Here is a 6,893-nt window from a genome sequence, read left to right on the forward strand (position 1 = left end):
AGGGTTTACACTTGAAACCGCGTTTGGCTTTCAAACGCGGTTTCAAATACTAAGTTACCATAATGAGTCTTAATTAGAAGCTACGTCCCCACCCTGCATAGAGAGTTGTGTCCCAATCTGTGCCACCTGTGGTGACATATTCGCTATAACCGATAGTGCCACCAACTTTTAAGGTGCCCTTGTAGAGGAGTCTATGGTAACTGGTATCGAATTGATACATACGTTCGTACTGCTCCGGAGAAACTTTACTACCACCGTCAGCGCTAGCTGTGTCAACGCCGTCAACGTTCAACTTTAGCCAACGTAATTTATTGGTGATATTTTGGTTGTTACCCAACTGAGTGATAGCCCCCAATACTAAGGTTTCAGAGTCATTATCATAAGTACTACCAATACTTCGGTCGTAATAGCGGTAGCCATCTTGATAAAAACCATGCTCATACATACAGTTATAAACGTTTGAGTCGACTCCACAGGAGGCTTTTGTATTTGTGTATTCAAGGAAAATACGTGTATTGAGTGTTTGAACGACAAAATCAATGCCCCCCATATTGGATGCATTGATGAGCTTCACTTTTTCAGTATGGAAGTCTTCATGTATACGCTCATAGTAAAGACCATAAGGGATCCCAAAGGCCGTATCTGACCAACGAAAATCATATCCGGCCAGCATATTCTCTTGACCGTTGTCCAATTCATTTTCTGATTGACCGCCGTTTGATAAGCCGTCCCACCAATCACTGAAACTGTTACCGTAGCCTTCTCCGCCCCATTGCATCGCCCAAGAGAAGCCGACTTCTATTTTAGAAATCGGTCTGATGGTGGCGCGAGTTCGCCATAGTTTTGTATCGGAGATATAACGATCACTTTCCATTTGGCTAAAACTTGCCGTATAGGTCCAAGGGCCAATCCAATTGAGCCATGGAGTTTCAAAGGCTTCACTGTTATTTCGAGTTAAGCTAATACCGGGCATCGGGCGAGCGTTGGTTGTTTGAATGAGGCCAGTATCCCAACCAGGTCCCCAATACATTTGCTGTACACCAGCACTGAAAATCCAATTTCCTAACATGACAGCGGCAAAACTATTATCTAGGCGGGCACTGTTTCCGTCAATAGGGTCAACGTGATAGCTGGCTGAGAGTCTACCGCTAAACCAATCTTTAGTGACATCGGCATTGACTGTGATCTGGCCCTTATCGCGATAATCTTGACCAAATCCGATAAAACGGGTCGTATCCGAGGCAGCAGCAATTTCAAAGCTAGTGTCAAAGGCTTGATTGTCTTTTTGATAGGCTTCAGTAACGCGTTCAAAAGCGGAATTTTGTTGTGGGGATAATTGGTCTAGATTGGCTTTATCCATATCTTGCTTTAAGCCTGCCCACATAAGAGGATAAGTTGTAACGGGTTGTAAAATAATCCCTGTATCGGCCAAGAGTTGAATATCTGCTCTTAGGGCCAGATCATCTGGCTCTACCCACCATGCTGCTTGTACTGAATTGATACTTAAAAGTAGGATCCCTGATAATAATTTAAATTTCATTGTTGTCTCAATCGTTAATGCTGACAGTATGTTAGGTGTTTTTTTATTGGAAAGTAGTATATAGGAGAAATGTATTTTATAAAAAAGATAAAAATGTGATTCAAATACGACTTTTGTATACTGCACTGTTTGTTTTTTGGCCTTTTAATGGTGTTTTAATAAATTTACTATTAATTACATTAACTTGTAGATGGCAAAACGCAGGATGTTTTTGATTGGGTTGCTGATTGTTAAGTTAAAACGTTACAGTTTGATAAAGTTATTTTTTATTAAACTGACTTTAGAGTGTAATGAGTAACACTTTTTTATCCTTTTTAAGGGGTTGCTCTATGGTCTTGGCTGATTGATAGATTAGAAGAGCGTTTTTAGGGGGTTAATAAAAGGTTTTATTCAATCATCACATTAATTGCGTATAATGTGGCTAAAAATGAAGGAATAAGCTTAGGTTATACAGATATGAATATTCATCCGCTTTCTAAGCGTAATGGCATCACTTTAACCATTTTTGGCACTATAGCGTTAACGCTCGGGATAAGTTTATTTTTGTGGAATATAGGTAATTTTGCTATCGGCTTGTTGTTTTTTTCTATTGGCGCCATTTTAACGTTATTGGGAGTGGCTAAACAGTTGGAGCCTAATATTACCTTAACACTTAACAATCAAGGGCTGAATTATTTTCACCGTAGAGGACAAGTTAAGATTAATTGGGGCAATATTCAGCGTATTGATATTCCAAAGGTTATTCATAATGGACAATGGATCTCCTTGCCTTATATTGGTATAAAGGTTAAATATTTCAATGAAATACTGGATATTATTCCTCCTCGCTTGGCGACGGGGCTTTTAACGGAACAACGGCCATTATTAATGACAGCATCCGCTCAAGATGATGATATCGCTACCTTAGAAACTTATTTAGGCGCCGAATTTACCCCATTAATGGTGAATGATGAACGTTACAGAGGTGTTTTGGCTATGTTTGGCCATAGGAGCTTAATGCTTAATAAATATTTGGGCTACCATTTATTTATTCCTTTCGATAGTTTAGACCGAGACGGTGTGGATTTTGTTAGACTATTGAAAAAGTATAAAAATGACTTTGATATAGTGAGAGCTGAAGCATTGTGAATTGATTATGTGCTGCAAAAAGGCTAACGATATTCAATGGCGTTAGCCTCAATAAAAATGAATTGCTAGAGACAGTAATGTTGATTAACTAACTAAGTTACTTTCTTCTAATTGTTTTACGGACTCTGGTTTTGCGTATGAGGAGGAGAGTAATTCGGTGCTTTCTCTGACTCGCATACCGATAAATTGCCCGCCTTCAAAAATCTCCATTGATTGACAATTGACTTCACCATCCACTCTACCCGTACTGGTGATGTTGAGTTTATTACAGTTCAATTTTCCTTTAAAGCTGCCTGATACTCTGAGCTCTACACATTGTAATTCCCCTTCAACAAAACCATCGAGTTCGATATTAATGTTACTTGTTGACAAGATTGTGCCTTGCAATTCACCCGAAATAAGAGATTCATCGGTAAATTGAATATCACCAGTGAGTTTTGTGCCTTGAGCAATAAAAGTGAGTCCGCCTGTTTTGTTTTTCTTGAACATTAGTATGTCTTCATAGGATCAGGGTTTGTTGTATATTAACGTTAAAATTAAAGTAAGAAAACCACTAAAATTTGGCACTTAGATGTCATTTTTTTGGCTAAGGAGAATGTAAAGTCAATTAATTAATGACTTATCGGGAATAATTCACTGTAGAGCTGAATTCAATGTTAAATTTCAGATAAAATAAACTGGACTACTGTTTTAATTGTAGGCTTTACGTTTTTTTACGGGTTAAAAACAAGCTATTCATGACGAATATTAAATGAAGCATTTTCTCGAATAAGCTTCACTAGCAACATAAATGTTTCTGGCATGAAATGAAAGTGTGTATAAAGTGAACTCTTTTTGATTTGTCGCCTTTTAATTTTAGCTGCAACGGGATTTTGAATGTGTGTGGGTATCAATACCGTGAAACAGAGCGGTGCAGTCGATTCAACGTAGAATCAACTGCAATTTTCAAAAGGGTTTAATCTGAGTAACCATTCGGATTACTGGATTGCCATTGCCAGCTACTCGTCATCATATCTTGTAATGTATGTGTTGCTTGCCAATTTAATTCGGTGAGGGCTTTTTTGGGATCGGCATAACAAGCTGCTATGTCTCCTGTTCTTCTGGCAACGATTTGATAGTTAATTTTTTGATCAGATGCTTGTTCAAAAGCCTGCACCATATCGAGCACGCTATAGCCCTGACCTGTCCCTAAATTATACGTTAATAACCCAGGTAGAGTGTCAAGTTTATCGAGTGCTTTTAGGTGACCCATGGCGAGATCGACAACATGAATATAATCACGTACGCCCGTTCCGTCATGGGTATTGTAATCATTGCCAAATACACTAAGCGTGTCTCGTTTTCCTACTGCCACTTGGGAGATAAAGGGTATAAGGTTATTGGGTATATCGTTCGGATCTTCTCCAATTAATCCACTGCTATGGGCTCCGACAGGATTAAAGTAGCGTAGTCGAGCAATATTCCAACTATTATCCGCCTGGTATAAATCACTTAAAATATGCTCGACCATGAGTTTAGATTGGCCATAGGGGTTGGTAGCTGATGTGGGAAAATCTTCAGTGATGGGAAGAGAAGCGGGATCGCCATAAACGGTGGCCGATGAGCTAAACACTAATTTTTTGACATTAAATTCATTCATGACTTCACATAAACTGAGTGTGCCAGTGACGTTATTTTCATAATATCGTAAGGGTTGTTCGACAGATTCACCGACGGCTTTAAGACCAGCAAAGTGGATCACTGCATGAATATTATGATCAGTAAACACTTTTTGTAAAAAGGCTTTATTCAGTACATCACCTTGGTAAAACGTTATGGTTTTTTGAGTGATCTGTTCGACTCGATCAAGGGCGGTGATACTGGCGTTGCTTAAGTTGTCCAGTATGACAACATCATGTCCTGTATTGAGTAATTCAACGACTGTATGGCTACCTATGTATCCTGCACCACCAGTTACTAGAATGGTCATATATTCATATCCTTAACGAGATTTATTAGGTATTTTTTAAATTCATTGCCGATTTCTTTATGTCGAATAGCATGTTCTACCGTAGCCTGCATGTAACCCATCTTATTACCACAGTCATGACTTTTACCTTGCATATAATAGGCATTGACTGTTTGTTTTTTCATGAGCATTGCAATGGCGTCGGTGAGTTGAATTTCATTGCCTGTTCCAGCTGGGGTTTTGGCCAATAGTGGCCATATGTCGGCAGGGAGAATATAACGACCCACGACGCTTAAATTAGACGGTGCTTCTGCTATTTTTGGTTTTTCGACCAACTGTGTGAGGGGGTAGGATTCAGCTGGAGATAAAGGGTAGCCATTAACGTCGGCAATACCGTATTGGTCAACTTGGTTATCTGGAACACCTTCTACCATGATCTGAGCTACTTGGGTGTCATGATATTGTTTAACCATATCTGCCAAATTGTCTAAATGTAGATGACAACTTGCACTATCGATAATCACATCGGGGAGCAGTACTGCAAATGGATTGTCCCCGACAACGGGGTAGGCACAAGCAATAGCGTGACCGAGTCCTTTAGCTTGAGATTGGCGTACACTGATCACTGAAACATGGCTTGGACAAATGGCTTTAACTTCAGAGAGTAATTGTCTTTTAACACGACTTTCAAGCTGTGCTTCTAACTCAAAACTTGTATCAAAATGATTTTCAATGGAATTTTTACTTGCATGAGTGACTAATACAATTTCATCAATTCCTGCGGCTATGGCTTCATTAACCACATATTGAATCAATGGCTTATCCATAACGGGCAGCATTTCTTTAGGAATAGCTTTGGTAGCGGGGAGCATACGAGTGCCTAAACCCGCAACGGGAATGACGGCTTTACGAATTCGATTAGACTGCATTGTCTTCCTTAATGGTTAAAGAGTGCAGAGAGAGTTTGTATATTACGGGCAAAATGACGATATCAAAACTGTTTTTCAGCCACAAGAGAAAAATAGATCTGAAGACATCAATTTATGTTCAATTTATTCTGTTTATTTCCCCTAGTTACTCGAAGATGCTGCCCGTTGGGAATCAGTAAAAATGCTGACTCAGGGGGCCTGCGTTGCATTACCTTAAAAGGCATAAGCATTCCTACAATAATGCGGCTTGAATTGCGCATTTTTACGGACTCTGAAAACATGCATCTTTAGGTGGCTTGAGTATAGTACCGACAACGAGTGTAACAAAATTTTTACGGATTTATTCTGATCAGTCAAAAGAATTAATCCTCTTATGGTTAACAAAGACGTCTCTTTGGTTAACTATGAAAGGAGTTGCAACTGGATGTGTATAGATAATGATGAATAAAAAAACACAATATATTGCTCGTGTCGCTGATCAAACAGGGCAAATAAACTATCCTCAAGAAGAAAATGATATTTGGCATCAGTTATATACTCGTCAGTTAGATAAGTTACCGGGCCGAGCCTGCGATGAATACTTACAGGGATTAGACGCCATATCATTGCCAAATGATCATATTCCTCAGCTTCATGAAATTGATAAGGTATTATTGGAGACCACAGGCTGGAAGACTGCGGCTGTTCCGGCGTTGATTTCTTTTGCAAACTTTTTTGAACTGTTAGCCAATAAGGCTTTCCCCGTTGCGACCTTTATTCGCAGCAAGCAAGAACTCGATTATCTTCAAGAACCTGATATATTTCATGAGATTTTTGGGCATTGTCCTTTGTTAACCAATCCATCGTTTGCCCATTTCTCACATCTATATGGGCAATTAGGCTTAGCGGCTACACCACAAGAACGGGTGTATTTAGCTCGACTCTATTGGTTTACAGTCGAGTTTGGTTTAATTCAATCGGATCCTGAGACATTACGGATCTATGGTGGTGGGATTTTAAGCTCCCCAGGTGAAACACTTTATGTTACAGGGCCTAAGCCAGAAATAAAGCCTTTTGATTTACTCGAGGTGTTAAGAACCCCCTATCGAATTGATATCATGCAACCGGTCTATTATGCGATTGAGCATATCAGTGTGCTCGATGATCTTGCACAGACAGACATTATGAAAACGGTAAAAGAAGCGATTAAATTAGGCTTATTACCTGCGAAATTTGAAGAAAAAAAGAAAGTATCATCATAATTAACAAACGGTAAACCCCCGGCTCTGCCGGGGTGACTCGCATAGGTTTCACCTATACCGCGGTATAGGTAGGCTCAAGTCTCGACCAAAAGACAGGAGAGCAACCT

General features: G+C 39.5%; 6 protein-coding genes. 2 read left to right on the forward strand and 4 right to left on the reverse strand.

Annotation, left to right across the window (positions count from 1 at the left end):
* Positions 1-73 precede the first annotated feature (73 nt).
* Positions 74-1,540 (reverse strand): capsule assembly Wzi family protein, encoded by a 1,467-nt coding sequence (locus tag L2764_RS10635; RefSeq protein ID WP_248940194.1) that lies wholly within the window; start codon positions 1,538-1,540, stop codon positions 74-76.
* Between the two features lie 456 nt (positions 1,541-1,996).
* Between L2764_RS10635 and L2764_RS10640 the strand changes: the two genes are divergently transcribed.
* The gene (locus L2764_RS10640; RefSeq protein ID WP_248940198.1) at positions 1,997-2,668 is read left to right on the forward strand and encodes a DUF2982 domain-containing protein; all 672 of its coding nucleotides are present in this window, start codon (positions 1,997-1,999) and stop codon (positions 2,666-2,668) included.
* An 84-nt stretch (positions 2,669-2,752) separates the two neighbouring features.
* On the opposite strand, the gene L2764_RS10645 is transcribed toward L2764_RS10640, so the two are convergent.
* The 3 genes from L2764_RS10645 to galU all read right to left on the reverse strand — a co-directional run bounded on the left by L2764_RS10645 (position 2,753) and on the right by galU (position 5,545).
* Positions 2,753-3,157, reverse strand: a complete 405-nt coding sequence (locus L2764_RS10645; RefSeq protein WP_248940195.1) for a bactofilin family protein — start codon at positions 3,155-3,157, stop codon at positions 2,753-2,755.
* Positions 3,158-3,623: 466 nt separating this feature from the next.
* Positions 3,624-4,637 (reverse strand): UDP-glucose 4-epimerase GalE, encoded by a 1,014-nt coding sequence (galE, locus tag L2764_RS10650; protein WP_248940196.1) that lies wholly within the window; start codon positions 4,635-4,637, stop codon positions 3,624-3,626.
* Positions 4,634-5,545, reverse strand: coding sequence for a UTP--glucose-1-phosphate uridylyltransferase GalU (gene galU, locus L2764_RS10655; protein ID WP_248940197.1), 912 nt, complete (start codon positions 5,543-5,545; stop codon positions 4,634-4,636). Before galU ends, galE begins: the two co-directional genes overlap by 4 nt.
* A gap of 440 nt (positions 5,546-5,985) precedes the next feature.
* On the opposite strand from galU, the gene phhA reads away from it, so the two are divergent.
* On the forward strand, positions 5,986-6,786 hold the full coding sequence (gene phhA, locus L2764_RS10660; protein WP_248940199.1) for a phenylalanine 4-monooxygenase: 801 nt from the start codon (positions 5,986-5,988) through the stop codon (positions 6,784-6,786).
* Positions 6,787-6,893: the final 107 nt, after the last annotated feature.

This window comes from Shewanella surugensis (assembly GCF_023284005.1).
Lineage (GTDB): Bacteria > Pseudomonadota > Gammaproteobacteria > Enterobacterales > Shewanellaceae > Shewanella > Shewanella surugensis.

Excerpts from the sequence above, each read along its gene's own strand:
- L2764_RS10635 (WP_248940194.1), bottom strand. The coding sequence starts at position 1,540 with ATGAAATTTAAATTATTATCAGGGATCCTACTTTTAAGTATCAATTCA.
- L2764_RS10640 (WP_248940198.1), top strand. The coding sequence starts at position 1,997 with ATGAATATTCATCCGCTTTCTAAGCGTAATGGCATCACTTTAACCATT.
- L2764_RS10645 (WP_248940195.1), bottom strand. The coding sequence starts at position 3,157 with ATGTTCAAGAAAAACAAAACAGGCGGACTCACTTTTATTGCTCAAGGC.
- galE (WP_248940196.1), bottom strand. The coding sequence starts at position 4,637 with ATGACCATTCTAGTAACTGGTGGTGCAGGATACATAGGTAGCCATACA.
- galU (WP_248940197.1), bottom strand. The coding sequence starts at position 5,545 with ATGCAGTCTAATCGAATTCGTAAAGCCGTCATTCCCGTTGCGGGTTTA.
- phhA (WP_248940199.1), top strand. The coding sequence starts at position 5,986 with ATGAATAAAAAAACACAATATATTGCTCGTGTCGCTGATCAAACAGGG.